Source organism: Proteus hauseri ATCC 700826, from assembly GCF_001654965.1.
In the GTDB taxonomy this organism is placed as follows: Bacteria; Pseudomonadota; Gammaproteobacteria; order Enterobacterales; family Enterobacteriaceae; genus Proteus; species Proteus hauseri.
This window is the reverse complement of record NZ_LXEV01000010.1, coordinates 1-24,996: the sequence shown is the minus strand read 5'-3', so window position 1 is coordinate 24,996 and position 24,996 is coordinate 1. Positions and strand designations below refer to the sequence as shown.

Below are 24,996 nucleotides of genomic sequence, written 5' to 3'. Positions count from 1 at the left end.
GTGATTTTTTTTCTGTTCGTTTTCTTTTTAAACTTTACGTCTATTTTTGATACAAAAAGCATCCTAATAGATTAAAGATCATACTTTTATTAACCTTATTGTCCACCAGCGATATTCTATTACTGCTAATTTCACTCTACTATTGAACAAAACTCGCAAAATTTGCAATCTGAAACAAGACTGCTCGCAAAAAAGATATGTCCGCTGCTATGCTTTCTTTCACTATGCATCTCTATATTAAGTTTGGAGTAACGAATGAAATATCCCACCATTAGAAGTTATTTGAATTTATCTCCCTCTATTAATGACAACGTTTTTATTGATGAAACTGCAACTGTTATTGGTGATGTTCGCTTAAGTAAAGATGTAAGCGTATGGCCAATGGTTGTTATCCGTGGAGATGTAAACTATATCAGCATAGGGGTAAGATCAAATATTCAGGATGGTTCAGTACTCCATGTATCCCATGCTTCTACAGAAAATACTGAAGGATTTCCTCTTATTATTGGTAATGATGTCACTGTAGGTCATAAAGCTATGCTGCATGGATGCATTATTGGTAATCGTGTTCTGGTGGGCATGGGATCAATTTTATTAGATGGTGCAATAATTGAAGATGATGTGATGATTGGAGCAGGGAGCCTTGTACCACCAGGGAAACGACTAGAAAGTGGTTTTCTTTATTTAGGTAATCCTGTAAAAAAAATTCGCCCTTTATCGTTAGCAGAAATAGATGCTCTCATCTATTCTGCTAATAATTATGTAAAATGGAAAAATGACTACTTAGCTACAACTCATACATCCATTAATAAAGAATAAACCGGATGAAGGGCTGATAGCTCATTGTTAGTTATCAGCTTTTCAAACTCTTCTTCTATTTCCCAGCGATTTTTTCGAAATACAATTAGGGCATTTTCTTTATTACCAAAACGCTTAAATAACTCATCTTCTGTTACTTGGCAATCAAGTAACATTCCATTTATCATTACAGGAAATTGGATCTTCTTTTCCTCAGCTAACCACTCTTCACGATCTGGAAATTGAATAGATTGGTTCATTGATTTAACTTTTCTCTTAATACATTAAGAACAGGATCCATTTCAGGGACAAACTCATACCACAACTCAAATGCATAAGCAGCTTGTCCAACTAACATACCTAACCCATCAGATAAACGAGTACTACCATGCTTTAGTGCATGATATAAAAATGACGTTATTCCTGCTTGATAATAGAGATCATAACAAGCCGTCTCATAGCCATACACATCATTCGGCACTGGAGGCAACTCATTCATCATGCTCGATGATGATGCATTTATAATTAAATCATAATGTCTATCTGCAACATCTTGTGCGGGCATAGCTCTAATTAAACCAAATTGACTAAACTCTTGTGCCAATTGCTCAGCTTTTACAAAAGTACGATTAGTAAGGGTGATATCACAATCATATTCTAGTAATGGAAGTAAAATTCCTCTTGTTGCACCACCAGCACCAATCACAAGTACAGATAACACTTTACCCGGAACAATAAAATCAAGCCTAGCTAAATCAAGAATAAGTCCTTGACCATCAGTGTTATCTCCCAGCAATGAACCGTCTGGTAATTTTTTAATTGAATTAACAGCTCCACATCCTTTTGCTCTAGCTGTCAAGCTATCAACAAAGCGAAATGCATCTTCTTTAAAAGGTACGGTAACATTTGCTCCCAGTCCTCCTTGAGAAAAAAAATGGCTAGCTGTTTTTTCAAATTCACCAAAAGGTACTAATAAGCGACCATAGTCATACTCTACACCCGTTTGTTTTGAAAAAAACTGGTGAATAAATGGCGACTGGCTATGCTCTATAGGATTTCCCAATACAGAATATTTTTCCATTACACCTGTTACCCCTGTCTATATAACTCACCCGTCAGCGCGTCACGAATTTCAGATGGATTTAGTCTTCCACCAACAACACCATTTAGAATAGGGATATTATTTTGAAATTGGCCTTCCACTTCATCAACCGTACGACAAGGAGGTAAACCACTCAAATTAGCGCTTGTAGAAACTATAGGCTTACCATAAGCAAGGCATAACGCTTTAACCAAAGAGTGATCTGTCACTCTCACAGCTAATGATGAAAATTTTCCAGTTAGCCATTTAGGTGTAGATGCCTTTGCCGGAATAACCCAGGTGACAGGCCCTGGCCATGACGCAAACATCCTTTCACGTTGTGTCTGCGTTAACATATCATCATCTATATAAGGTTTTAATTGTTCATAGTTATCAGCAATTAAAATTAATCCTTTTTCTATAGGTCGTTGTTTCAACGATAATAGTGCCATTACCGCTTGTTCACTATCCGGATCACAACCTAAACCAAACACAGCTTCTGTTGGGTAAGCAATAACTTGATTATTTTGTAATGCGCTTACGATAGTATTATTTACAGGTGATACTTCATTATTCATGTTCTTCTCTTTTTGTTTGTTGCTTTCCACATAATTTGCTGGCACAGACTAATCTTACTCCTTGAGAAGACCTTTTTTCCATCAATAATGGATAATTACAATGCTCACATTCCCCACAAATTGGTTTATTATTTAGGATAAATTGACAATCGGGATATTGATTGCACGCATAAAAAACCTTACCAAATCGTGACTTACGTTGTAGCAACTTACCATTTTTACACTGAGGACAATGAATAACTGTTTCATCTGGCTTGTCTATTTGTTCTATATGCTCACACTCTGGATAACGACTACAACCAATAAACATGCCAAATTTACCTTGACGCAAAACTAAATCAGCACCACAGCACTCACAAGGCTGGCCTTCTAAAATCTTAATAATTTGGCTATCACCTTGAGGTTTTAATGTTTTGATATAATGGCATTTAGGGTAAGCAGAACATCCTAAAAAAGGTCCATGCCCACCATTTTTTATAACGAGAGTATTACCACAATCAGGACACATTTCTTGTTCATTTTGCTGTGTAAACGGCATATTTTTTGCCATTGTTTTACCTCATTACACTTATTTCAATCGAATATAGCCACCAGCCACAATAGCTATTTTTTCAATAAGCTCAAGTTCTAATAAAAGAGGGGCTAAATCAGATGTTGATAATGCACTACGATTAGCAATGATATCAATTGCCGTTGCCTCATCAAAGCGCAATAAGGGTAATATTGTATTAATAGCTTCTTGTTGAACTAAGTCCAGTTGCCTACTTTCTGCTTTCTGAGAATGAACAGATTGTGGCGGTAATAAATATTGTTGCTCATGTATATCATCATGTTCAGAGAGCCAATGTAATGAACTATTTAAATATTCCAAAATATCATTGGGAAATGAAGCTAGGTTTGCTCCTTGTTTAATAAGTTGATGATTACCTTCAAAATGTATATCACCTAATAAACCAGGTAAAACAAATAACTCTTTTCCTTGCTGCAAAGCACAATTAGCTGTAATCAAAGAACCACTTTTTATTCCTGCTTCTATAATTAATAATGCTGAACTTAATCCACTAATAATTCGATTACGCTGTGGGAAATGGTGCGCTAAAGGTGGCGTATTAGGTAAATACTCCGATACAAGAAGACCAGTTTCTTTGATTTGCAAGGCAAGTGAGCGATGAAAAGAAGGATAGATATGTTCTAAACCACTTCCTAATACAGCAATAGTAATCCCTTTATTTTTTAAAGCGCTACGATGTCCTACACTATCAATACCTTGGGCGAGCCCACTTGTAATAGCGATACCATTATTGACCAGTTCTTGAGCAAAATATGTTGCCCATCTAGTTCCATAATGTGTTGCATCACGGCTACCTATTAATGCTATTTGAGTATTTGATAAGTGTTTTCTATCACCTGCAACAAAAAGCAAAAGAGGTGGAGATGAAATCTGCTTTAATAAAGACGGATAATCGGGATCAGAGATCGTTAAAAGTGATGACTCATTTTTATCTAACCAATTTAATGCACTTTTAACAGAATCTTTATGAAGCCTCATAAATTGAACACATTGCTGGTCTGATAGCCCGCAGGCTTTTAATTGTTTATCATTTATTCGTGATAAACTTTGTAAATGGCTGACTAATTGAATCACTTTATTAATAGGTAATCTTGAAATAGTATTTAGTCTTATCCATATTTCTCTAGCATCCATGCATTATCCTAGTGTTATTTTTAACAAACAGGGTGAGCGCTAAACCACCAAATACTGTCAATTTAGACAATAAATGTCTAGAATAGACGTTAAATCTCATTCACATTTTAGAAACAGTCCGAATAAACTATGGCCGTGTTACACGTATTACATTATCCAGACGAGCGTCTTCGCACGATTGCAAAGCCAGTCGAAAAAGTTAATGCTGAAATTCAAAAAATCATCGATGATATGTTTGAAACGATGTATTTAGAAGAAGGTATTGGGCTAGCTGCAACACAGGTGGATATCCACCAGCGCATTATCGTCATTGATGTCTCTGAAAATAGAGACCAAAAACTAGTACTAATAAATCCAGAGCTTCTTGATTCTGATGGCGACACAGGTATAGAAGAAGGCTGTTTATCTATTCCAGAGCAGCGTGCTTTTGTACCAAGAGCTGAACGAGTAAGAGTTAAAGCACTTGATTATAATGGCCAGCCATTTGAATTAGAAGCTGATGACTTATTAGCTATCTGTATTCAACATGAGATGGATCATTTAGTTGGTAAGCTCTTTGTTGATTATTTATCTCCACTTAAACGTCAACGTATCCGCCAAAAAGTGGAAAAATTAGATAAGTTAGATAAGAAAAGAGCTAAAGCAGGACAGTAATTCAATTGAAACAGGAAGAAAACGTGTCTGACTCATTACGCATTATTTTTGCGGGAACGCCCGATTTTGCAGCTCGACATTTAGCTGCATTATTATCAACTCAACATAGTGTTGTAGGAGTACTTACACCTCCTGATAAGCCCGCAGGAAGAGGTAAGAAGCTGACCTTTAGCCCAGTTAAAGAACTCGCGCTAGCAAATGATATTCCTGTTTATCAGCCTGCATCTTTAAAACCAGTAGAAAACCATGAATGGATTCAAGCACAACAAGCTGACATTATGATTGTTGTTGCTTATGGCATGATCCTACCTAAAGCAGTGCTCGATATTCCTCGTTTAGGCTGCTTAAATGTTCATGGTTCTCTTTTGCCTAGATGGCGAGGAGCAGCGCCTATTCAGCGCGCACTTTGGGCTGGAGATACAGAAACCGGTGTCACCATTATGCAAATGGATATAGGACTAGATACTGGAGATATGCTGTATAAATCAGCATGTCCAATTACTAGCAAAGACACTAGTTCATCACTCTATGAAAAACTCGCCGATTTAGGCCCCAAAGCTTTAATTAGCACACTAGACCTAATTACTGCAGGAAAGCTAAAAGCAGAAAAACAAGATGATAATTTAGCAAACTACGCACAAAAATTATCAAAAGAAGAAGCCAGAATTGATTGGTCATTATCAGCGGAACAAATAGAACGATGTATTCGAGCATTCAATCCATGGCCGATGAGCTTTTTCATGCTAGGGGATCAACCTGTAAAGGTTTGGAAAGCACAGGTCATTTTGGGTGACACTAATCAAACACCTGGCATGTTACTAAAAGCTGATAAAACTGGCATTTATATAGCAACGGGAAAAGGCACGCTGAATATTATAGAACTTCAGCCATCAGGCAAAAAACCGATGACATCTGCAGATTTTCTAAACTCTAAGCAAGAGTGGTTCACACCCGGCAAAATTATTGAATAACAATTCTAAACCCTGATAAAACTTATCGGGGTTTTCCTTTTTTCACGCCGATATTTTTGGCGCTAGATATCAAACGTTAACTCATTATGAAAACGTCATACAACATACGTAGTATTGCGGCAAAAGCAATCAGCCAAGTTTTAGACCAAGGTTTATCATTAAGCACTGTCATTCCTGAATTACAAAAGAATGTTTCTGATAAAGACCGTTCTTTATTACAAGAACTTTGTTTTGGTACTTTACGTACACTGCCTCAATTAGAGTGGACTATCCAACAACTAATGGATAAACCACTTAAAGGTAAACAACGCATTTTGCACTATCTTATTATGGTAGGCCTATATCAACTTCTATATACACGTATTCCTGCACATGCAGCTTTAGCCGAAACTGTTAATGGGGCGGTAGCATTAAAAAAACCGCAACTAAAAGGTCTGATCAATGGTGTATTACGCCAGTTTCAGCGCCAACAAGATATTTTAAGTGAGCGCTTCCAAAATAATGAGAGTCGTTTTTTACATCCTTCGTGGCTATTAGCTCGAATCAAACAAGCTTATCCAAAAGAATGGGAAATGATTGTTGAAGGAAATAACCAAAAACCTCCTATGTGGTTACGGGTTAATCAGATTCATCATTCACGTAAAGAGTATCTTGCCTTACTTGAAGATAATGAGATTGCTGCAATAGCTGACGAATCGCATCCTTATGCAATCCGTTTAGAAACGCCATGTAACGTTAATATGTTACCTGGATTTGATGAAGGTTGGGTTACCGTACAAGACCGTTCTGCTCAACGTTGTGCTGAATTATTAGCCCCAAAAAACAAAGAGCAGATCCTCGATTTATGTGCGGCCCCTGGTGGTAAGACTACTCATATTTTAGAAATTGCGCCTCAATCTCAAGTATTAGCAATAGATATTGATGAACAACGCCTAAACCGAGTTAAAGAAAATCTAAATCGACTAAAACAGCAGGCAACTGTAAAAAGTGGCGACGGTCGTTATCCTGAGCAGTGGTGTTCTGGTATGCAGTTTGACCGAATACTACTTGATGCACCTTGTTCAGCAACTGGCGTTATTCGTCGTCATCCTGATATTAAATGGCTTCGCCGTAATGAAGATATTGCACAGCTAGCACAAATCCAGAAAGAAATTTTACATGCTATATGGCCGTATTTAAAATCAGGTGGCACATTGGTTTATGCTACCTGCTCTATTTTGCCTGAAGAAAATAGTCAACAAGTTGAGATGTTCCTATCGTCCACAAAAGATGCTCTATGTAATTACCAAAACCAATGTTTACCTGAACCTAATGGTGGCGATGGATTCTTTTATGCCGTGATCACGAAAATTTAACTTGGTGATAAAAGATGATCTAGGATCTAAAAAAAGCTACTATTTCAACGCAAGATCACTTAGATCCTGCGTTTTGTTTTCTACTTGTTAACTAAATACTCTGAGAAACATCGATGAAAATTATTATATTAGGCGCAGGACAAGTTGGTGGAACCCTTGCCGAAAATCTTGTCGGTGAAAATAATGATATTACTGTCGTTGATACTGATGCAGCTCGTTTGCGTCAACTTCAAGACAAATTCGATTTAAGAGTCGTTAATGGGCATGGCTCACACCCTAGAGTGTTAAGAGAAGCAGGTGCTGAAGATGCTGACATGTTAGTTGCTGTCACCAACTCTGATGAAACCAACATGATTGCCTGCCAAGTTGCTTACACTCTATTTAATACACCAAATAAAGTAGCTCGCATCCGAGCCTCAGAGTTTGTTCGTGAATCAGATAAGCTTTTTTTACCTGAAGCAATCCCTATTGACTACCTTATCTCACCAGAGCATTTAGTTATTGATTATATTTATAAACTCATCCAATACCCAGGCGCATTACAAGTTGTTAATTTTGCTGAAGGACAAGTGAGTATTGTTGCAGTAAAAGCATATTATGGTGGATCTCTAGTCGGGAATGCATTATCGACTTTACGAGATCACATGCCACATATTGATACTCGTGTTGCTGCTATTTTTCGCCAAGATCGTCCAATCAGACCGCAAGGCTCAACAATTATTGAAGCAGGTGATGAAGTTTTCTTTGTAGTTGCATCACAACATATTCGAGCCGTTATGAGTGAGCTACAACGCTTAGAAAAACCTTATAAACGAATTATGATTGTTGGGGGTGGCAATGTTGGAGCTGGATTAGCAGCGAGATTAGAAAAAGATTATAGCGTTAAATTAATCGAACATAATCAACAACGTGCAACTGAACTTGCAGAACTCCTTCATGATACTATTGTTTTTTATGGTGATGCATCTGATCAGGAACTACTTGCAGAAGAGCATATAGAACAAATTGATGTTTTCATCGCCCTAACGAATGATGACGAAGCTAATATTATGTCTGCAATGTTAGCTAAACGCATGGGAGCCAAAAAAGCGATGGTTCTTATTCAACGTAGTGCATACGTTGACCTAGTCCAAGGCGGCGTTATTGATATTGCTATATCACCACAACAAGCCACTATTTCTGCATTACTCGGACACGTACGCAAAGCAGATATTGTTAGTGTTTCTTCATTGCGTCGTGGTGTTGCTGAAGCCATCGAAGCCGTAGCACATGGTGATGAAAATACATCAAAAGTAGTTGGTCGACGTATTCAAGATATCAAACTTCCACCAGGAACTATCATTGGAGCCATTGTTAGAAATCAAGATGTTATTATTGCTAATGCAAGCCACTCTATAGAACAAGGGGATCACGTTATTATGTTTATTACTGATAAAAAATACGTTCCCGATGTAGAGAAACTGTTCCAACCTAGCCCATTCTTCTTATAGAAATTTTACAGAAATAAGAATAATAGTCATTGTTACCTATTGTGGTCTACTATTATTATTATCATTCCGAATACTAAATTTTCACATAATAATTCTATTTTGATATACCTAAGGGGTAGCTATGGCTTTTTTTAAAGAGTTTCGTGAATTTGCAATGAAAGGTAACGTTGTCGATATGGCAGTCGGTGTCATTATCGGAGCCGCATTTGGGAAGATTGTTTCCTCATTAGTTGCCGATATCATTATGCCACCACTGGGCTTATTAATTGGTGGTATTGATTTTAAACAGTTTAGTTTTGTATTAAGAGAAGCTACTGGAGATGTGCCAGCTGTCGTATTAAATTACGGTATGTTTATTCAAACTGTCTTTGACTTTGCTATTGTTGCATTTGCCATCTTCTGTGCGATTAAATTAATTAACAAAACTCGCCGCCAAGCTGAAGAAGCTCCGAAAGCACCACCGGCACCTTCAGCAGAAGAAACTTTATTAACTGAAATTCGTGATCTATTAAAAAATCAGCAAAAATAAAAACTAAAAGGCCAGTGATAACAATTGAAAAAATCTTTTGTTATCACTGGCCTCCCAGTTCCCCTTCTTATTATGTTTCTCTTTTCTCATAAAACTCCCTTTGCCTTTCTTGTTTTTTTCCACACGTTGTCTAAATAGTGGGTCATGAACAAGTGCAGCTAGAGCATTGTCTTTAATCACACCTTTTTGATGCTGATATTTACTAGACATAGAAACCTCTAAAATTATTAAAGAACATACACAGTATTATCAGATGAAATATTATTGCTTTGTAGCACCAGATTCAAGTATTTCTAGAATAGAACAATAAGTACTTTCATGGGCACTGCCACAACACGCATCACTTAACATTTTTAGTGAATCTCGCATTCTTTTCATTTCTTTAAGCCGAACTTCAACTTCAGCAAGCCTTGCGTCAACAATATGTTTTGATTCAACACAAGTATGATGTGCAGGATCTACACGTATTGATAATAGCTCAGTAATTGCATCTAAAGTAAAACCTAACTCTTTAGCATAACGAATAAAACGCAATCGCTGTAAGTCTTGATCTGTATAAAGCCGATAGCCGCCTTCTGTACGTCTATCGTGCCCCATCAATCCTTGCTTTTCATAAAAACGAATTGTATCTGTTGTCACATTAGCTAACTTTGCAACTTGCCCAATACGATACATGGATCATTCCTCAGTATTAATTATTAATAAGCATAACAAATAATCAAAAAAATAGAATTGAAAGATAGTGCGATACTAAGAATGTATTTTGTCTATACCACATTATTTTTACGCTAGAAAAGAAATAAATATAATGTAGCTCAATAGTAAGCAAAATAAAGTGAAAATATAAAGGGAAGTTTTTCAGAAAATATCTAACTACACTAACTACAAAAGTAAAAAAACCGGATTAAAAAATCCGGTTTTTTTATTCACTGCACTAAATAATAATAAAATTATTCAGCTGCTGCTTCTGTTTCAGAATCAGCACGGTCAACAAGCTCAATGTAAGCCATTGGAGCGTTGTCACCAGCACGGAAGCCACACTTAAGAATACGAGTGTAACCACCTGCACGGCTCGCAAAACGCGGACCTAATACTGTAAACAGTTTTGCCACGACTTCGTTATCACGAGTACGGGCGAATGCCAGACGACGATTAGCTACGCTGTCGGTCTTGGCAAGAGTAATCAGCGGCTCAACGACGCGACGCAGTTCTTTCGCTTTTGGCAAAGTTGTCTTGATTATCTCATGACGAACTAAAGAACCTGCCATGTTACGAAACATAGCCTGACGATGGCTGCTGTTGCGGTTCAATTGACGACCACTCTTACGATGGCGCATGACCTTATCCTTCTCAGTAAAACCTTAACCTGTGATCTTATTCATCAGCGATACTTGCAGGTGGCCAATTCTCAAGGCGCATGCCAAGAGATAGTCCACGAGACGCCAGTACGTCTTTAATCTCGGTAAGAGATTTTTTACCGAGGTTAGGCGTCTTAAGTAATTCAACTTCAGTACGCTGTACCAGATCACCGATGTAGTGGATTGCTTCTGCCTTCAGACAGTTAGCAGAGCGGACAGTCAATTCAAGATCGTCAACTGGGCGCAGCAGGATCGGATCGAACTCTGGCTTCTCTTCTTTAACTTCAGGTTGACGAACATCACGTAAGTCAACAAAAGCTTCAAGCTGTTCGGCCAGGATAGTCGCTGCACGGCGAATCGATTCTTCTGGATCGATAGTACCGTTAGTTTCCATCTCGATTACCAGCTTATCCAAGTCGGTACGCTGTTCAACACGAGCTGCTTCCACATTATAAGCAATACGCTCAACTGTGCTATAGCACGCGTCTACTAATAGGCGACCGATAGGGCGCTCATCTTCTTCCGAATGAATTCGGGCAGAAGCCGGCACATATCCACGACCACGCTGAACTTTGATACGCATATTAATTGATGCGTTCTCGTCTGTAAGGTGGCAGATAACGTGCTGCGGCTTGACGATTTCGACATCACCGTCATGGATGATATCGGCTGCAATAACAGGGCCAATGCCAGATTTGCTCAAAGTAAGAATAACTTCATCTTTACCATGAACTTTTACCGCCAACCCCTTAAGGTTGAGCAGTATTTCTAGGATATCTTCCTGAACACCTTCTTTGGTGCTGTACTCATGCAGTACACCATCAATCTCAACCTCTGTTACCGCACAACCCGGCATAGACGAAAGCAGAATACGGCGCAGTGCGTTACCTAGAGTGTGGCCGAAGCCTCGCTCTAATGGCTCAAGGGTCACCTTGGCGTGCGTCGAACTCACTTGCTCGATATCAACCAGGCGCGGTTTTAGAAACTCTGTCACAGAACCCTGCATTGTGTCCTCTCTTTGGTGCTAAGCCTTACTTGGAGTAAAGCTCGACGATCAGGTGCTCGTTAATGTCAGCAGACAGGTCAGTACGTTCAGGAATACGTTTGAACACACCTTCCATTTTAGCAGCATCAACTTCCAGCCATGTTGGCTTTTCACGCTGTTCAGCCAGCTCTAAAGCAGCCTTGATACGAGACTGTTTTTTCGATTTTTCACGAACGCTGACTACGTCATTCGGGGAAACCTGATAAGAAGCAATGTTAACCACGCGACCATTTACCATGATTGCTTTATGGCTAACCATCTGACGTGCTTCTGCGCGAGTTGCGCCAAAGCCCATACGATAAACAACGTTATCCAGACGACCTTCCAGCAGAGTCAGCAGGTTTTCACCTGTGTTGCCTTTCAGACGTGTTGCTTCTTTGTAGTAGTTACGGAATTGACGTTCTAGAACACCGTAAGTACGACGAACTTTTTGTTTTTCACGTAACTGAACACCGTAATCAGACAAACGCGGTTTACGTGCGCCGTGCTGACCTGGTGCTTGTTCCAGTTTACACTTGGTGTCAATCGCCCGAACGCCAGATTTTAAGAATAAATCTGTACCTTCGCGGCGGCTCAGCTTGAGCTTAGGACCCAAATATCTTGCCATTTTCTTTCTCCAACTTTCCTAAAAACGAAAACGTTATTAAACGCGACGTTTTTTCGGTGGACGACAACCGTTATGAGGAATCGGAGTCACATCAGTAATATTAGTGATGCGGAAACCAGCCGCGTTTAATGCACGGATAGTTGACTCACGACCAGGACCAGGTCCTTTTACCATAACTTCCAGGTTCTTAATTCCGTACTCTTTAACAGCTTCAGCACAACGTTCTGCTGCAACTTGAGCTGCAAACGGAGTTGACTTACGAGAACCACGGAAACCGGAACCACCGGCAGTAGCCCAACCCAATGCGTTACCTTGACGATCTGTAATAGTAACGATTGTGTTGTTGAAAGAAGCATGGATATGAGCCACACCGTCAGAGACTTGTTTTCTTACACGCTTGCGTGCACGAATAGGTGCTTTTGCCATTGTTCAAATACCCCGATTATTTCTTGATCGGCTTACGCGGACCCTTACGGGTACGTGCATTGGTCTTAGTACGCTGACCGCGAACTGGTAGACCACGACGATGACGTAAACCACGATAAGTACCAAGATCCATCAGACGTTTGATGCTCAGGGTAACTTCACGACGTAGATCACCTTCTACAACGTATTTGGCAACTTCGTCACGCAGCTTGTCGATTTGCTCTTCAGACAGCTCACTGATCTTAACATTTTCAGCAATACCCGTTGCTTCACAGATAGCCTGTGAACGAGTCTTACCGATGCCGTAAATCGATGTTAAAGCGATTACGGTATGTTTATGATCAGGAATGTTAATGCCTGCTATACGGGCCACTATGCACTCCTAAATTAGCAGTTATACAGTACTATTCTGAAAAGCCCGTTTTCAGGATACTCAAACAATACTGTACATATTATAAAAGATTGGGCTGGCTAATTTAGCCAGCTCAACCGAACTTTGCAAGAAAAAAATGCAATAAATTAGCCTTGACGCTGTTTATGCTTAGGCTCGACGCTGCAAATTACACGCACGTGACCGTGACGTCTAACAATTTTGCAGTTACGGCACATTTTCTTGACGGAAGCACGAACTTTCATTTTTACTCTCCGTAACTTCTAAAACAAACTACTTAGCAGTAATTAACCTTTAAGGTTTGCTTTTTTCAATGCAGACTCATACTGACTTGACATCAGAAGAGTTTGCACTTGAGCCATAAAATCCATGATGACCACAACCACGATTAAGAGGGAAGTACCACCAAAATAGAAAGGTACTTTCATTGCGTCACGCATGAACTCCGGGATGAGACAGATAAAGGTAATATACAACGCACCGATTAAGGTTAAACGAGTCATTACTTTATCTATATATTTAGCCGTCTGCTCTCCCGGGCGAATTCCTGGTACAAATGCACCGGACTTCTTCAGGTTATCTGCCGTCTCTCTTGGGTTGAAAACCAACGCCGTATAGAAGAAACAGAAGAATATGATTGCAGCAGCGTATAGTAACACATAAATAGGTTGACCAGGCTGTAGATTCAATGAAATCGTTGTCAGCCAACCCCACCCTGTACCATCGCCAAACCAAGAGGTTATTGTACCAGGAAACAGGATAATACTTGAAGCAAAAATTGCTGGAATAACACCCGCCATATTTACTTTAAGTGGTAGATGTGTACTTTGTGCCGCGTATATTCTACGCCCTTGTTGACGTTTTGCATAGTTAACAACGATACGTCGTTGTCCTCTTTCTACAAAAACAACAAAGAAAGTTACCGCGAACACCAATACTGCAACCAACAATAACAGGAGGAAGTGCAGTTCGCCTTGCCGTGCCTGCTCGATGGTTTGACCAATGGCAGGCGGAAGGCCTGCAACGATACCTGCAAAGATAATAATTGAGATACCGTTACCAATACCACGTTCAGTGATTTGCTCACCCAGCCACATAAGGAACATAGTTCCGGTGACTAAGCTAACAACAGCCGTAATATAGAATGGAAGACCTGGATTAATCACTAGACCTTGCATACCTGGCATATTCGGTAAGCCGGTTGCGATACCAATTGATTGGAATATCGCCAGCACCAAAGTACCATAACGGGTATACTGGCTGATCTTACGACGACCGGCCTCCCCTTCCTTCTTAATCTCTGCTAACCGAGGGTTAACCACTGATAAAAGTTGGATAATAATCGATGCCGAAATATAAGGCATGATACCCAGCGCAAAGATAGAAGCACGGCTAAGAGCACCACCAGAGAACATGTTAAACATTTCAATGATGGTGCCTTTTTGCTGATCGAGCAATTTGGCAAGCACAGTGGCATCAATACCAGGGATAGGAATAAAAGAGCCAATCCTAAAGACAATTAGTGCACCAAGAACAAACAGAAGTCTGCGTTTTAGTTCACCTACACCACCTTTAGCACTCTGGAAATCTAACCCTGGTTGTTTAGCCATCTGTCACTTATTCCTCAATTTTACCGCCAGCTGATTCGATTGCTGCACGGGCACCTTTGGTAACACGCAGACCACGAATAGTCACTGCACGGTTAACCTCACCAGAAAGAATAACTTTCGCATATTCAATCTGTGGGCCAACAACGTTTGCGGCTTTCAGTGCATTCAGATCGATTACATCGCCTTCAACATAAGCCAAATCAGACAGACGGATTTCCGCAGTCACGAATGATTTACGTGAAGTAAAACCAAATTTTGGTAAACGACGATATAAAGGCATCTGGCCGCCTTCAAAACCACGACGTACGCCACCGCCAGAACGAGATTTCTGACCTTTGTGACCACGGCCGCCAGTTTTACCTAAGCCAGAACCGATACCACGACCTACACGTTTAGGCGCATGCTTGGCACCTTCAGCCGGAGACAGAGTATTTAAACGCATCTCTTACTCCTCAACTTTAACCATATAGGAAACCAAGTTGATCATACCGCGAACCGCTGGTGTATCTTCGCGTTCTACAGTGTGACCGATGCGACGCAGTCCTAAACCAGTCATAGTTGCCTTATGTTTAGGCAGACGGCCGATTAAGCTGCGTGTTTGAGTAATTTTAATAGTCTTAGCCATGGTCATTACCCCAGAATTTCTTCAACGGATTTACCACGCTTAGCTGCGACCATATCTGGAGACTTCATGCTATCTAAAGCGTCCAGTGTTGCACGAACCACGTTAATCGGGTTTGTGGAACCATAGGTTTTAGCCAGTACGTTACGAACGCCAGCCACTTCTAGAACTGCACGCATTGCACCACCTGCGATAATACCAGTACCTTCGTGAGCAGGCTGCATAAATACGCGAGAACCTGTGTGGGTACCTTTTACAGGGTGGAACAGAGTACCGTTGTTTAAAGCGACGGTTTTCATATTGCGACGGGCTTTTTCCATCGCTTTCTGGATTGCTGCCGGAACTTCGCGAGCTTTGCCATATCCAAAACCAACGCGGCCATTGCCATCACCAACAACTGTAAGTGCGGTGAAGCTAAAAATACGACCACCTTTAACGGTTTTAGATACGCGGTTTACCGCGATCAGCTTTTCCTGCAGTTCGCCAGCTTGTTTCTCGATGTGAGCCATCTTACACTCCTACCTTAGAACTGAAGGCCAGCTTCACGGGCAGCATCTGCCAGTGCCTGGACTCGACCATGATATTGGAAACCGGAACGGTCAAATGATACTACTTTGATACCTTTTTCCAGTGCACGTTCAGCAACAATTTTACCAACTACTGCTGCGGCGTCTTTGTTTCCAGTGTTTTTCAGTTGCTCAATGATAGCTTTTTCTGTAGTAGAAGCGGCCACCAAAGTTTCAGAACCGTTTGGTGCAATAACCTGCGCATAAATATGGCGAGGGGTACGATGTACCACCAGGCGAGTCGCACCCAGTTCCTGGAGCTTGCGGCGTGCGCGGGTCGCACGACGGATACGAGCTGCTTTCTTATCCATAGTGTTACCTTACTTCTTCTTAGCCTCTTTGATACGCACAACTTCGTCGGCGTAACGAATACCTTTACCTTTATAAGGTTCAGGGCGACGGTAGGCACGCAGTTCTGCTGCTACTTGACCAATCACTTGCTTATCAGCACCTTTCAGTACGATTTCAGTTTGTGATGGACATTCTGCAGTGATGCCTGCTGGCAGTTCGTGTTCCACTGGATGTGAAAAACCAACTGCTAAGTTAACTGCATTGCCTTTAATAGACGCACGATAACCTACACCAACCAGTTGCAGTTTTTTAGTGAAGCCTTCGGTAACACCCACAACCATTGCATTTAACAGAGAACGAGTAGTACCCGCCTGTGCCCATGCATCTGCATAACCTTCACGAGGTGCGAAAGTTAATTGGTTGTCAGCATGTTGAATTTCAACTGCATTGTGGATAGTACGAGTAAGCTCGCCGTTTTTACCCTTTATCGTAATTACCTGACCGTTGAGTTTAACCTCTACGCCGGCAGGAATGACGACGGGTGCTTTTGCCACACGAGACATTCTTTCCTCCCGAATTAAGCTACGTAGCAGATAATCTCGCCACCAAGACCTGCTTGGCGAGCTGCACGATCAGTCATAACACCTTTTGAGGTAGAAACAACAGCGATACCCAGTCCTGCCATAACTTGTGGCAGCTCATCTTTTCTTTTATAGATGCGCAGACTTGGGCGGCTTACGCGCTGAATGCTTTCTACTACAGCCTTACCTTGGAAATATTTTAAAGTGATTTCCAATTCTGGCTTAGTGTCGCCTTCAATTTTAAAATCTTCGATATAACCTTCTTCCTTAAGCACGTTGGCAATCGCCACTTTCAGCTTGGAGGAAGGCATTGTGACCGCAACTTTGTTCGCGGCCTGACCGTTACGGATACGGGTCAGCATATCCGCGATGGGATCTTGCATGCTCATCTGTCTTTACTCCCGTGATTCAATTATGGTAATTACCAACTAGCCTTTCTAAGGCCCGGGATTTCACCGCGCATTGCGGCTTCACGGACTTTAATACGGCTTAGGCCAAATTTCCGCAGGAAACCGTGCGGACGTCCAGTTTGACGGCAGCGGTTACGCTGGCGTGAAGGACTTGAATCACGTGGCATAGTTTGCAGTTTCAGAACAGCATTCCAACGATCTTCATCAGATACGTTTACATCCGAAACGATAGCTTTCAGTTCTGCGCGTTTTGCGAAGAATTTCTCAGCTAAATTCGCACGTTTTACATCACGTGCTTTCATAGATTTCTTAGCCATGAATGCCCTGCCTTACTTGCGGAACGGGAAGTTAAACGCTGCTAACAGTGCGCGACCTTCATCATCAGAACCCGCAGTCGTAGTAATGGTAATATCCAAACCACGAACACGATCCACTTTATCATAATCGATTTCAGGGAAGATGATTTGTTCACGTACACCCATGCTGTAATTACCACGTCCATCAAATGATTTAGCGGACAAACCACGGAAGTCACGGATACGTGGTACAGCAATAGAGATCAGACGTTCAAGGAACTCCCACATGCGTTCGCCACGCAGGGTCACTTTACAGCCGATCGGATAGCCCTGACGGATTTTGAAGCCTGCAACAGATTTGCGTGCTTTGGTGATCAAAGGTTTTTGACCTGAGATTGCTGCTAAATCAGCTGCTGCATTATCCAGCAGTTTTTTATCAACAATCGCTTCACCAACACCCATATTCAGGGTGATCTTCTCGACCCGAGGGACTTGCATGACAGAATGGTAACCAAACTGAGTCATCAGTTTTTGGACTACCTCGTCTTTATAGTAATCATGCAGTTTCGCCATCGTATACTCCAAATTACTTGATAGTTTCTTTATTAGACTTGAAGAAACGGACTTTTTTGCCGTCTTCGAATCTAAAACCTACACGGTCAGCCTTGCCGGTTGCCGCATTGAAGAGTGCAACGTTAGAAACTTGAATTGCAGCTTCTTTTTCAACGATGCCACCTGGTTGATTCAGAGCCGGGACTGGCTTCTGATGTTTTTTAACCAGATTGATACCTTCAACGATAACTTTACCAGAAGAAAGAACCTGTTTTACTTTACCGCGCTTACCTTTGTCTTTCCCAGTTAGCACGATAACTTCGTCTTCACGACGGATTTTCGCTGCCATTGCCTGCTCCTTAGAGTACTTCAGGTGCCAGAGAGATAATTTTCATAAACTTCTCGTTACGAAGTTCACGAGTCACCGGCCCAAAAATACGCGTACCGATAACCTGCTCACTATTGTTGTTTAACAATACACAAGCATTACTATCGAAGCGAATGACAGAACCGTCAGGGCGACGAACACCCTTCTTGGTGCGCACCACTACCGCTTTCAGTACATCACCTTTTTTAACTTTACCACGTGGAATTGCTTCCTTGATGGTAATTTTGATGATGTCACCTACATCTGCGTAGCGACGGTGCGAGCCACCTAGAACCTTGATACACATTACGCGACGTGCACCGGAGTTGTCGGCCACGTTCAGCATAGTCTGTTCTTGGATCATTTTAGTGCTCCGCTAAATGTCAACTACTACTGAGCCACTTCCACATTAGAAGAGGCCGTTCAATATCCCATAATACGAGGGAGCGGCATTATAACACCACATTCTCGCTATGGACAGAAAAAATAAACGGCCCGTTCAATTTTGAGCCGTTTATTTCGTACGAAAAGGCTATTTTATTACAGAACAGCTTTTTCTACAACGCGAACTAACGCCCAAGACTTAGTCTTAGATAGTGGACGTGTTTGACGAATTTCTACTACGTCACCAATTCCACATTCGTTGTTCTCGTCATGTACATGCATTTTGGTCGTACGACGGATGAACTTACCATATAATGGATGTTTCACCATACGATCGATAGCAACAACAATAGATTTTTCCATTTTGTCACTTACCACACGACCTTGCAGAGTACGGATTTTATCGGTCATTACGCACCCGCCTTCTCAGTCAGTAAAGTCTTAACGCGTGCGATATTACGACGCACTTGTTTCAACAGATGAGACTGTTGTAACTGACCACTTGCTGTCTGCATACGCAGATTAAACTGCTCACGCAGTAAATTCAGCAGTTCTGTGTTCAGCTCTTCAACGCTCTTTTCGCGCAGCTCTTTTGCTTTCATTACATCACCGTCTTAGTTACAAAGGTGGTTTTGATAGGCAGTTTTGCTGCCGCCAGCTTGAATGCTTCACGGGCCAGTTCTTCAGGCACACCATCCATTTCATACAGGACTTTACCTGGCTGGATTAAGGCAACCCAATACTCAACGTTACCTTTACCTTTACCCATACGGACTTCGAGCGGCTTTTCAGTGATTGGTTTGTCTGGGAACACACGGATCCAGATTTTACCCTGACGCTTAACTGCACGGGTCATTGCACGACGTGCCGCTTCGATCTGACGTGCAGTCAGACGACCACGGCCCACAGCTTTAAGACCGTAAGTCCCGAAGCTTACATCCGCACCAGCAGCTAGGCCACGGTTACGGCCTTTGTGCACTTTACGGAATTTTGTACGCTTTGGTTGTAACATCAGCGACTCTCCTTACTTGCGGCCTTTACGCTGCTGCTTTTTAGGTTGAGCAGCCGGTTTTTCCGCCTGTTCAACTGCAGCCATACCACCCAGGATCTCACCTTTGAAGATCCATACCTTAACGCCGAGCACACCATAAGTGGTTTGTGCTTCTGAGGTATTGTAGTCAATATCCGCACGCAGAGTATGCAGTGGAACACGACCTTCACGATACCATTCAGTACGAGCGATTTCAGCGCCGCCTAAGCGACCACTTACTTCCACTTTGATACCTTTAGCGCCCAAACGCATAGCGTTCTGTACTGCACGCTTCATAGCACGACGGAACATAACACGACGTTCCAGCTGTGAAGTGATGCTGTCAGCAACTAATTTTGCGTCTAGTTCAGGTTTACGTACTTCGGCGATATTAATTTGCGCAGGAACGCCAGCGATTTCCGCTACGTTTTTACGCAGTTTTTCAACATCTTCACCTTTTTTACCGATAACGATGCCTGGGCGAGCAGTGTGAATAGTCACACGAATGCTTTTTGCAGGACGCTCGATAACGATACGAGATACAGATGCTTTTGCCAGTTCTTTAGTTAAGTACTGGCGCACTTTAAAATCGCTGTCTAGGTTGTCAGCGAATTCATTGGTACCCGCATACCATGTGGAATTCCAAGGCTTGACAATGCCAAGGCGGATACCATTAGGATGTACTTTTTGACCCATTGCTAGTCTCCAGAGTCTCAGCGATCAGACACAACCACAGTGATGTGGCTGGTGCGCTTCAGAATACGATCTGCACGGCCTTTTGCACGAGGCATAATGCGCTTCATAGAAGGACCTTCGTCAACAAAGATCTTAGCTACTTTCAGATCATCAATATCAGCGCCATCGTTGTGTTCTGCGTTAGCAATAGCAGACTCAAGTACTTTCTTCACTAAACCAGCAGCTTTCTTGTTGGTATAGGTCAGGGTTTCCAGAGCTTGCGACACTTTCTTACCGCGAATCAGGTCTGCCACTAGGCGAACCTTCTGAGCAGAAGAACGAGCGTGGCGATGCATAGCTATAGTTTCCATCTCTTCCTCCTACCTTATTTTTTCTTAGCCTTTTTATCGGCTGCATGACCGCGATAAGTACGGGTCGGCGCGAATTCACCCAGTTTATGTCCAACCATTTCGTCGGAAACGTAAACTGGAACATGCTGACGACCATTATGGACAGCGATGGTCAAACCGATCATGTTAGGAAAGATCGTTGAACGACGGGACCAAGTCTTAACAGGCTTTTTGTCACCGCTTTCCACCGCTTTCTCTACCTTCTTCAGCAAGTGCAGGTCAATAAAAGGACCTTTCTTGAGAGAACGTGGCATGGCTTATCCTCTAATTATTTCTTAGTACGACGATGAACGATAAAGTGTTCAGTGCGTTTGTTTTTACGAGTCTTCTTACCTTTGGTTTGAACGCCCCAAGGTGTTACAGGGTGTTTACCAAAGTTACGACCTTCACCACCACCATGTGGGTGATCAACTGGGTTCATCGCAGTACCACGAACGGTAGGGCGAATACCACGCCAGCGGCTTGCGCCAGCTTTACCCAGAACGCGTAACATATGTTCAGAGTTACCAACTTCACCGATAGTCGCACGACAGTCAGAAGGAATCTTACGCATTTCACCAGAACGCAGACGGATAGTTACATAAGCACCATCACGAGCAACGATCTGAACATAAGTACCAGCTGAACGAGCTAATTGACCACCTTTACCTGGTTTCATTTCTACGTTATGAACTGTAGAACCAACCGGGATATTACGCATTGGTAAGGTGTTACCAGCTTTGATTGTAGCATCAACGCCAGACTGAACTTTATCACCTGCTTTCAGGCCTTTTGGAGCCAGAATGTAGCGACGTTCACCATCAGCATACAGCACTAATGCGATGTTTGCTGAACGGTTTGGATCATATTCCAAACGCTCTACTGTCGCAGGGATACCATCTTTGTTGCGTTTAAAGTCAACAATACGGTAAGCCTGTTTGTGACCACCACCGATATGACGAGTGGTGATACGACCATTGTTGTTACGACCACCGGTTTTGCTGCTTTTTTCAAGCAACGGTGCATAAGGTTTCCCTTTATGCAGCTCTGGGTTTACCACTTTAACTACGTGGCGACGGCCCGGAGACGTAGGTTTACATTTAACAATTGCCATTGTTCTTTACTCCTCCGACTTACTCAGCGCCGCCGACGAAGTCCAAATTCTGGCCTTCCTTCAGGGTGACGTAAGCTTTTTTCCAGTCGCTACGACGACCAACACGCTGACCGTGACGTTTCACTTTGCCTTTCATTAGCAGAGTGTTAACACTTTCAACTTCGACTTCAAACAGTTTTTGTACAGCTGCTTTAATCTCTGCTTTGGTCGCGTCTTTGGCAACTTTGAGAACGATGGTGTTTGATTTTTCCATCGCGTTAGAAGCTTTTTCAGATACGTGCGGCGCGCGCAGTACTTTCAGCAGACGTTCTTCACGGATCATGCCAGCATCTCCTCAACTTGCTTCACAGCGTCAGCAGTCATGACGACTTTGTCGAAGGCGATCAAGCTAACTGGGTCGATAGTTGCTACATCACGTACGTCAACTTTATATAAGTTGCGTGCTGCTAAATATAGATTTTCATCTACTTCAGCTGTGATAATCAGAACATCTTCCAGAGCCATATCTTTCAGTTTCTGTGCCAGCAGCTTAGTTTTAGGCGCTTCTACAGAGAACTTCTCAACGACAATCAGACGATCTTGACGTACCAATTCTGACAGAATGCTCTTAAGAGCACCGCGGTACATCTTTTTATTTACTTTTTGACTGTGGTCCTGTGGTTTAGCTGCGAAGCTAACACCACCAGAGCGCCAAATTGGACTCTTGATTGAACCTGAACGTGCACGACCTGTACCTTTCTGGCGCCATGGCTTTTTGCCTGAACCAGAAACTTCAGCACGGGTTTTCTGAGCACGAGTACCTTGACGAGCACCAGCAGCGTATGCAACGACTACTTGATGCACAAGCGCTTCGTTAAAGTCACGCCCGAAGGTAGTTTCGGAAACAGTCAGCGCGCCTTGCGCGTCTTTCATTACCAATTCCATTCCTATCTCCTCGACGTTACGCCTTGACAGCTGGTTTAACGATCAGGTCACTGCCAGTTGCACCTGGAACAGCACCTTTGACCAGCAGCAGGTTGCGCTCAGCGTCAACACGTACTACTTCCAGGCTCTGAACGGTAACTTGTTCGTTACCCAGTTGACCTGCCATTTTCTTGCCTTTAAACACCTTACCCGGAGTCTGGTTCTGACCGATAGAACCCGGAACACGGTGAGACAAGGAGTTACCATGGGTAGCATCTTGAGTACGGAAGTTCCAGCGCTTTACAGTACCAGCAAAACCTTTACCTTTAGATGTTCCAGTAACGTCGACTTTTTTAACGTCAGCGAAAATTTCTACACTAATGCTTTGACCCGCAGTGTATTCTTCGCCTTCACTCAGACGGAATTCACGCAGTAAGCGGCCAGCTTCAACACCAGCTTTAGCAAAATGACCAGCTTCAGGTTTCAGTACACGGTTAGCTTTTTTGCTACCAGTAGTTACCTGAATGGCACGATAACCGTCTTTCTCTAGATCTCTGACCTGAGTCACACGGTTGTTTTCAATTTCGATAACGGTTACAGGGATTGAAACGCCATCTTCAGTGAAGATACGAGTCATTCCTACTTTTTTACCGACTAAACCAATCATTGTTTCAACCTCTCAATCGCTTGATGACCTGATTAACCTAGGCTGATCTGCACGTCTACGCCGGCAGCCAGATCCAGACGCATCAGAGCATCAACGGTTTTCTCGGTTGGCTCAACGATGTCAACCAGACGTTTGTGAGTGCGAATTTCATACTGATCACGCGCATCTTTATTAACGTGCGGAGAAATCAACACTGTGAAACGCTCTTTGCGAGTCGGCAGTGGGATTGGACCACGAACTTGCGCACCAGTGCGCTTAGCAGTCTCTACGATTTCCGCAGTTGATTGATCAATCAGACGATGATCAAAAGCTTTCAGGCGGATACGGATTCTTTGGTTCTGCATGAGACCAGAGCTCCAACTATTTTTTATAAACGTAAATGATCACTACTCGTACCCATTTCGATTGATGAGAGAGTGTAATCGTTCTGCATATAACTCCCCAATTGGGAGTATTATATTTAATGCAATGTAAAATCTGCATTAGCTGATAAATCAGCCTCACTAAATCAGTGAGCCTGCGCATTATACTTGCCTTAGAGATGAAATCAAGCTGAGAATAAAAAAACAGCGATAAAAGTTTATTTTATTTTCTAAATAAAAAGAAAAAGCAGCCGAAGCTGCTTCTGGAAATGAATATTATTATTAACTAAAACAATAGAATAACAATGGGTGTTTTTCTTTTTCACTATTTGATAGATATTATTATTCTTCAATGATCTGAGCTTGAAGATAATTTTGAATTCCCAACTTCTCAATTAATTCTAGTTGGGTTTCAATCCAATCAATATGCCCTTCTTCATCTGTTAAGATTTCCAGCATGAGGTCGCGGCTAACATAATCATGAATTGAATCAGCATAAGCAATAGCTTCACGAAGATCTTTTGCACCGCCTAATTCCAACTCCAAATCAGAACGTAACATCTCTTCAACATCTTCACCAATATTGAGCTTACCTAAATCTTGTAGATTAGGCAGACCTTCTAAAAATAAAATACGCTCAATATATCTATCAGCATGTTTCATTTCATCGATGGATTCATGGTATTCCATTTCATTCAGACGAGTTAGCCCCCAGTTTTTAAACATTCGGGCATGTAAGAAGTACTGATTTATTGCAACAAGCTCACCACCTAACAATTTATTAAGGTGGGCTATCATTTTTTTATCACCTTTCATTTTTACGCTCCTTTGCTTCCAGTCTTTTTAGTGTAGACCGTTTGAATCAGGAGGAGAGAAAGGAATGCTAAATTTTGTTATGCAACTTCAGAAATTTGAGAATAAAGGGCAGGCTGCTCATTATCGATCAATTGACGGGTTTGACGTATGCACTTACCGCAGCAACTTCCAACAGGAAGAATTTGGCGTAATTCATTAATAGTACGGATTTGATGTTGATGGATGGTTGAGCGGATTTTTTTATCGCTAACACCGTGGCAGAGACAAACATACATAATAACAACCTCATTAACTACTACACCTCAAGATAGTAAATGATAATTGTTATGATTTCAATTCTTATTTGACCGTTTATTAATCAATATATAAAAAC

General features: G+C 41.9%; 43 protein-coding genes. 6 read left to right on the top strand and 37 right to left on the bottom strand.

The features are described from left to right. Positions 1–255: 255 nt before the first annotated feature. Positions 256–819 (top strand): gamma carbonic anhydrase family protein, encoded by a 564-nt coding sequence (locus M997_RS02475; RefSeq protein WP_064718532.1) that lies wholly within the window; start codon positions 256–258, stop codon positions 817–819. Here M997_RS02475 and M997_RS02470 read toward each other — a convergent pair. From M997_RS02470 to dprA, 5 genes are read right to left on the bottom strand one after another with little or no spacing between them, the layout of a single operon-like run. Next, complete coding sequence (locus M997_RS02470; protein ID WP_064718531.1) at positions 795–1,058, bottom strand: DUF1488 family protein; 264 nt, start codon at positions 1,056–1,058, stop codon at positions 795–797. The genes M997_RS02475 and M997_RS02470 overlap by 25 nt on opposite strands. Continuing rightward, positions 1,055–1,879 carry a shikimate dehydrogenase gene (aroE, locus tag M997_RS02465; protein WP_064718530.1) on the bottom strand — a complete coding sequence of 275 codons (825 nt, stop codon included), beginning with the start codon at positions 1,877–1,879 and terminating at the stop codon, positions 1,055–1,057. The genes M997_RS02470 and aroE overlap by 4 nt, the downstream gene beginning before the upstream one ends. Before the next feature lie 8 nt (positions 1,880–1,887). Continuing rightward, complete coding sequence (gene tsaC / locus M997_RS02460; protein ID WP_064718529.1) at positions 1,888–2,457, bottom strand: L-threonylcarbamoyladenylate synthase type 1 TsaC; 570 nt, start codon at positions 2,455–2,457, stop codon at positions 1,888–1,890. Continuing rightward, a complete protein-coding gene (locus tag M997_RS02455) occupies positions 2,450–3,007 on the bottom strand; it encodes a DNA topoisomerase family protein (RefSeq protein WP_064718528.1) in 558 nt (185 codons plus the stop codon). Before M997_RS02455 ends, tsaC begins: the two co-directional genes overlap by 8 nt. An 18-nt stretch (positions 3,008–3,025) precedes the next feature. Further along, entirely contained in the window at positions 3,026–4,162 is a 1,137-nt protein-coding gene (dprA, locus tag M997_RS02450; protein WP_064718527.1) for a DNA-processing protein DprA, read from the bottom strand. Between the two features lie 129 nt (positions 4,163–4,291). On the opposite strand from dprA, the gene def reads away from it, so the two are divergent. The 5 genes from def (at position 4,292) to mscL (ending at position 9,161) form a co-directional block, all read left to right on the top strand. Continuing rightward, positions 4,292–4,816: a peptide deformylase gene (gene def, locus M997_RS02445; RefSeq protein WP_064718526.1), complete on the top strand. Its 525-nt coding sequence runs from the start codon at positions 4,292–4,294 to the stop codon at positions 4,814–4,816. Between the two features lie 23 nt (positions 4,817–4,839). Beyond that, positions 4,840–5,787 carry a methionyl-tRNA formyltransferase gene (gene fmt, locus M997_RS02440; RefSeq protein WP_064718525.1) on the top strand — a complete coding sequence of 316 codons (948 nt, stop codon included), beginning with the start codon at positions 4,840–4,842 and terminating at the stop codon, positions 5,785–5,787. A gap of 86 nt (positions 5,788–5,873) precedes the next feature. After that, positions 5,874–7,142 (top strand): 16S rRNA (cytosine(967)-C(5))-methyltransferase RsmB, encoded by a 1,269-nt coding sequence (rsmB, locus tag M997_RS02435; protein ID WP_064718524.1) that lies wholly within the window; start codon positions 5,874–5,876, stop codon positions 7,140–7,142. A 113-nt stretch (positions 7,143–7,255) separates the two neighbouring features. After that, a complete protein-coding gene (gene trkA, locus M997_RS02430; RefSeq protein WP_064718523.1) occupies positions 7,256–8,632 on the top strand; it encodes a Trk system potassium transporter TrkA in 1,377 nt (458 codons plus the stop codon). A 121-nt stretch (positions 8,633–8,753) separates the two neighbouring features. After that, positions 8,754–9,161, top strand: coding sequence for a large-conductance mechanosensitive channel protein MscL (gene mscL, locus M997_RS02425; protein ID WP_064718522.1), 408 nt, complete (start codon positions 8,754–8,756; stop codon positions 9,159–9,161). Between the two features lie 3 nt (positions 9,162–9,164). Here the strand turns inward: mscL and M997_RS02420 are convergent, their stop codons facing one another. From M997_RS02420 to bfd, 32 genes are all read right to left on the bottom strand, one after another. Continuing rightward, the gene (locus tag M997_RS02420) at positions 9,165–9,371 is read right to left on the bottom strand and encodes an alternative ribosome-rescue factor A (protein ID WP_064718521.1); all 207 of its coding nucleotides are present in this window, start codon (positions 9,369–9,371) and stop codon (positions 9,165–9,167) included. A gap of 51 nt (positions 9,372–9,422) precedes the next feature. After that, positions 9,423–9,836, bottom strand: coding sequence for a Zn(2+)-responsive transcriptional regulator (gene zntR, locus M997_RS02415; RefSeq protein ID WP_064718520.1), 414 nt, complete (start codon positions 9,834–9,836; stop codon positions 9,423–9,425). A gap of 275 nt (positions 9,837–10,111) precedes the next feature. After that, positions 10,112–10,498: a 50S ribosomal protein L17 gene (gene rplQ, locus M997_RS02410; protein WP_004246940.1), complete on the bottom strand. Its 387-nt coding sequence runs from the start codon at positions 10,496–10,498 to the stop codon at positions 10,112–10,114. 37 nt (positions 10,499–10,535) lie between these two features. After that, positions 10,536–11,525, bottom strand: a complete 990-nt coding sequence (locus tag M997_RS02405; RefSeq protein ID WP_064718519.1) for a DNA-directed RNA polymerase subunit alpha — start codon at positions 11,523–11,525, stop codon at positions 10,536–10,538. A 25-nt stretch (positions 11,526–11,550) separates the two neighbouring features. Next, the gene (gene rpsD / locus M997_RS02400; RefSeq protein ID WP_064718518.1) at positions 11,551–12,171 is read right to left on the bottom strand and encodes a 30S ribosomal protein S4; all 621 of its coding nucleotides are present in this window, start codon (positions 12,169–12,171) and stop codon (positions 11,551–11,553) included. 36 nt (positions 12,172–12,207) lie between these two features. After that, on the bottom strand, positions 12,208–12,597 hold the full coding sequence (gene rpsK, locus M997_RS02395) for a 30S ribosomal protein S11 (protein WP_002919257.1): 390 nt from the start codon (positions 12,595–12,597) through the stop codon (positions 12,208–12,210). 16 nt (positions 12,598–12,613) lie between these two features. Next, the gene (rpsM, locus tag M997_RS02390; RefSeq protein ID WP_004249689.1) at positions 12,614–12,970 is read right to left on the bottom strand and encodes a 30S ribosomal protein S13; all 357 of its coding nucleotides are present in this window, start codon (positions 12,968–12,970) and stop codon (positions 12,614–12,616) included. Between the two features lie 146 nt (positions 12,971–13,116). Continuing rightward, on the bottom strand, positions 13,117–13,233 hold the full coding sequence (gene rpmJ / locus M997_RS17110; RefSeq protein ID WP_071788572.1) for a 50S ribosomal protein L36: 117 nt from the start codon (positions 13,231–13,233) through the stop codon (positions 13,117–13,119). Between the two features lie 42 nt (positions 13,234–13,275). Continuing rightward, positions 13,276–14,598 (bottom strand): preprotein translocase subunit SecY, encoded by a 1,323-nt coding sequence (gene secY, locus M997_RS02385; RefSeq protein ID WP_006535510.1) that lies wholly within the window; start codon positions 14,596–14,598, stop codon positions 13,276–13,278. Between the two features lie 7 nt (positions 14,599–14,605). Then, the gene (gene rplO / locus M997_RS02380) at positions 14,606–15,040 is read right to left on the bottom strand and encodes a 50S ribosomal protein L15 (protein WP_064718517.1); all 435 of its coding nucleotides are present in this window, start codon (positions 15,038–15,040) and stop codon (positions 14,606–14,608) included. Between the two features lie 3 nt (positions 15,041–15,043). Next, complete coding sequence (rpmD, locus tag M997_RS02375; RefSeq protein ID WP_036914634.1) at positions 15,044–15,223, bottom strand: 50S ribosomal protein L30; 180 nt, start codon at positions 15,221–15,223, stop codon at positions 15,044–15,046. Between the two features lie 5 nt (positions 15,224–15,228). After that, positions 15,229–15,729: a 30S ribosomal protein S5 gene (rpsE, locus tag M997_RS02370; RefSeq protein ID WP_023583472.1), complete on the bottom strand. Its 501-nt coding sequence runs from the start codon at positions 15,727–15,729 to the stop codon at positions 15,229–15,231. Between the two features lie 14 nt (positions 15,730–15,743). Next, on the bottom strand, positions 15,744–16,097 hold the full coding sequence (gene rplR, locus M997_RS02365; protein ID WP_064718516.1) for a 50S ribosomal protein L18: 354 nt from the start codon (positions 16,095–16,097) through the stop codon (positions 15,744–15,746). Positions 16,098–16,106: 9 nt separating this feature from the next. After that, a complete protein-coding gene (gene rplF, locus M997_RS02360; RefSeq protein ID WP_064718515.1) occupies positions 16,107–16,640 on the bottom strand; it encodes a 50S ribosomal protein L6 in 534 nt (177 codons plus the stop codon). A 14-nt stretch (positions 16,641–16,654) separates the two neighbouring features. Continuing rightward, a complete protein-coding gene (rpsH, locus tag M997_RS02355; RefSeq protein WP_004246950.1) occupies positions 16,655–17,047 on the bottom strand; it encodes a 30S ribosomal protein S8 in 393 nt (130 codons plus the stop codon). Between the two features lie 32 nt (positions 17,048–17,079). Further along, entirely contained in the window at positions 17,080–17,385 is a 306-nt protein-coding gene (gene rpsN / locus M997_RS02350) for a 30S ribosomal protein S14 (protein WP_006535503.1), read from the bottom strand. Positions 17,386–17,397: 12 nt separating this feature from the next. Further along, positions 17,398–17,937, bottom strand: coding sequence for a 50S ribosomal protein L5 (gene rplE / locus M997_RS02345; RefSeq protein ID WP_064718514.1), 540 nt, complete (start codon positions 17,935–17,937; stop codon positions 17,398–17,400). 13 nt (positions 17,938–17,950) lie between these two features. Next, on the bottom strand, positions 17,951–18,265 hold the full coding sequence (gene rplX, locus M997_RS02340; RefSeq protein ID WP_064718513.1) for a 50S ribosomal protein L24: 315 nt from the start codon (positions 18,263–18,265) through the stop codon (positions 17,951–17,953). Between the two features lie 10 nt (positions 18,266–18,275). Then, entirely contained in the window at positions 18,276–18,647 is a 372-nt protein-coding gene (rplN, locus tag M997_RS02335; RefSeq protein WP_004246955.1) for a 50S ribosomal protein L14, read from the bottom strand. Between the two features lie 176 nt (positions 18,648–18,823). After that, on the bottom strand, positions 18,824–19,078 hold the full coding sequence (gene rpsQ / locus M997_RS02330) for a 30S ribosomal protein S17 (RefSeq protein WP_064718512.1): 255 nt from the start codon (positions 19,076–19,078) through the stop codon (positions 18,824–18,826). Beyond that, positions 19,078–19,269, bottom strand: a complete 192-nt coding sequence (rpmC, locus tag M997_RS02325) for a 50S ribosomal protein L29 (RefSeq protein ID WP_064718511.1) — start codon at positions 19,267–19,269, stop codon at positions 19,078–19,080. The genes rpsQ and rpmC overlap by 1 nt, the downstream gene beginning before the upstream one ends. Then, positions 19,269–19,679 (bottom strand): 50S ribosomal protein L16, encoded by a 411-nt coding sequence (gene rplP, locus M997_RS02320; protein ID WP_006535500.1) that lies wholly within the window; start codon positions 19,677–19,679, stop codon positions 19,269–19,271. Before rplP ends, rpmC begins: the two co-directional genes overlap by 1 nt. 12 nt (positions 19,680–19,691) lie before the next feature. Continuing rightward, the gene (gene rpsC, locus M997_RS02315) at positions 19,692–20,393 is read right to left on the bottom strand and encodes a 30S ribosomal protein S3 (RefSeq protein WP_064718510.1); all 702 of its coding nucleotides are present in this window, start codon (positions 20,391–20,393) and stop codon (positions 19,692–19,694) included. 17 nt (positions 20,394–20,410) lie between these two features. Then, positions 20,411–20,743, bottom strand: coding sequence for a 50S ribosomal protein L22 (gene rplV / locus M997_RS02310; RefSeq protein ID WP_064718509.1), 333 nt, complete (start codon positions 20,741–20,743; stop codon positions 20,411–20,413). 14 nt (positions 20,744–20,757) lie between these two features. Then, a complete protein-coding gene (rpsS, locus tag M997_RS02305; protein ID WP_004246960.1) occupies positions 20,758–21,036 on the bottom strand; it encodes a 30S ribosomal protein S19 in 279 nt (92 codons plus the stop codon). A 14-nt stretch (positions 21,037–21,050) separates the two neighbouring features. Further along, a complete protein-coding gene (gene rplB / locus M997_RS02300) occupies positions 21,051–21,875 on the bottom strand; it encodes a 50S ribosomal protein L2 (protein WP_064718508.1) in 825 nt (274 codons plus the stop codon). Positions 21,876–21,894: 19 nt separating this feature from the next. After that, the gene (gene rplW / locus M997_RS02295) at positions 21,895–22,197 is read right to left on the bottom strand and encodes a 50S ribosomal protein L23 (protein ID WP_064718507.1); all 303 of its coding nucleotides are present in this window, start codon (positions 22,195–22,197) and stop codon (positions 21,895–21,897) included. Beyond that, positions 22,194–22,799: a 50S ribosomal protein L4 gene (gene rplD, locus M997_RS02290; protein WP_064718506.1), complete on the bottom strand. Its 606-nt coding sequence runs from the start codon at positions 22,797–22,799 to the stop codon at positions 22,194–22,196. The genes rplW and rplD overlap by 4 nt, the downstream gene beginning before the upstream one ends. A gap of 16 nt (positions 22,800–22,815) precedes the next feature. After that, entirely contained in the window at positions 22,816–23,445 is a 630-nt protein-coding gene (gene rplC / locus M997_RS02285; protein ID WP_064718505.1) for a 50S ribosomal protein L3, read from the bottom strand. 32 nt (positions 23,446–23,477) lie between these two features. Continuing rightward, positions 23,478–23,789, bottom strand: coding sequence for a 30S ribosomal protein S10 (rpsJ, locus tag M997_RS02280; RefSeq protein ID WP_001181005.1), 312 nt, complete (start codon positions 23,787–23,789; stop codon positions 23,478–23,480). Positions 23,790–24,149: 360 nt separating this feature from the next. Next, the gene (gene bfr, locus M997_RS02275) at positions 24,150–24,623 is read right to left on the bottom strand and encodes a bacterioferritin (RefSeq protein ID WP_064718504.1); all 474 of its coding nucleotides are present in this window, start codon (positions 24,621–24,623) and stop codon (positions 24,150–24,152) included. 77 nt (positions 24,624–24,700) lie between these two features. Continuing rightward, complete coding sequence (bfd, locus tag M997_RS02270) at positions 24,701–24,898, bottom strand: bacterioferritin-associated ferredoxin (RefSeq protein ID WP_064718503.1); 198 nt, start codon at positions 24,896–24,898, stop codon at positions 24,701–24,703. Positions 24,899–24,996: the final 98 nt, after the last annotated feature.